Raw genomic sequence first — 1363 nt, forward strand, 5'->3', positions numbered from 1 at the left:
TGGCCCGGCTGGGCACGCACGGCGGCGGCGCCCCGCTGGACCTGCACCGCGGCACCTTCGACGTGGACGAGCGGGCCATCGGTGTGGGGGTGCGGCTGCTGGCCCGCACCGCCCTGCACGCCCTCGCCGCCGACGCCGGCCAGCCGCCGGCGGGGCGGTCGCCGCACCCCAGCCGCCACAGGCCGAGCGGCCGGCGGTAGACACTTCGCTGAATGCCCCACGACGCGGGAGCCCGACGATGAGCCCCTCCGAACAGCACACCGCCCACCCGGGCGACGCCGAGGTGCCGGCCGAGCACGAGGTCCCCCAGGACCTGCGGCTGGCCGCCGAGTTCCCGGCGGCCGACCGCGGGCAGTGGCGGGACCTGGTGTCCGCCGTGCTGCGCAAGGCCGGGCGGGAGGAGCTGCCCGACCCGGCCGAGGACGCGCTGCGCGTCCCCGTGGCCACCGGCGTGACGGTCGCCCCGCTCTACACCGCCGAGGACGCCGGTGACCTGCCCGCGGCGGTCGGCGTCCCCGGCCTGGCGCCCTTCGTCCGCGGCGCGCGGGCCGGGGCCGACGGCGACGGCGGCGTCCCCGGTGGCTGGGACGCCCGCCAGCGGCACGCCCACCCCGACGTCGCCGTCACCAAGGAGGCGATCGCCGCCGACCTGGAGAACGGCGTCACCTCGCTGTGGCTGGTGCTGGGTGACGAGGCGATCCCGGTCGACGCCCTCGGTGAGGTGCTGGCCGACGTCTACCTCGACCTGGCGCCGGTGAGCCTCTCCGGTGGGCTGCCCGCCGCCGAGGCGTTCCTCTCCCTGGTGGAGGGGCGGGACGACCTCGCCGCCGGCAGCTCGCTGGGCCTGGACCCCCTCGGCGTGCACGCGTCCTCGGGGCAGCCGCACGACCTCACCGGGCTCGCCGACGTCGCCCGCCGCGCCGCCGCGCACCCGGGCCTGCGCACCGTCGTCGTCGACGGCACCGTCTTCCACGACGCCGGGGCCTCGGTGGTCGAGGAGCTCGGCTGCGCGCTGGCCGCCGGGGTGGCCTACCTGCGGGCGCTGACCGACGGCGGGCTCTCCGTCGACGAGGCGTTCGGCCAGCTGGAGTTCCGCTACGCGGCCGGCGCCGACCAGTTCACGACGATCGCCGGCCTGCGCGCCGCACGCCGGCTGTGGGACCGGGTCGCCGAGCTCAGCGGCGCCTCGCCCGACGTCCGCGCCCAGCGGCAGCACGCGGTCACCTCGTCGGTGATGACCACCCGGCGCGACCCGTGGGTGAACATGCTGCGGACGACGATCGCCTGCTTCGCCGCCGGCGTGGGCGGCGCCGACGTGGTGACCGTGCAGCCGTTCGACGCCGCGCTCGGGCTGCCCGACGCC

Annotated in this window: 1 protein-coding gene and 1 pseudogene; both read left to right on the forward strand. The window is 78.1% G+C overall.

The annotated features are described in order from the left end of the window. Positions 1-200 (forward strand): annotated as a pseudogene (locus tag BMZ50_RS23490) (amidohydrolase); the annotation flags it as partial. 38 nt (positions 201-238) lie between these two features. Then, positions 239-1363: methylmalonyl-CoA mutase family protein (locus tag BMZ50_RS23495; RefSeq protein ID WP_245753832.1), on the forward strand; the 1125-nt coding region annotated here is incomplete at its 3' end.

The organism is Geodermatophilus ruber (assembly GCF_900114385.1).
Lineage (GTDB): Bacteria > Actinomycetota > Actinomycetes > Mycobacteriales > Geodermatophilaceae > Geodermatophilus > Geodermatophilus ruber.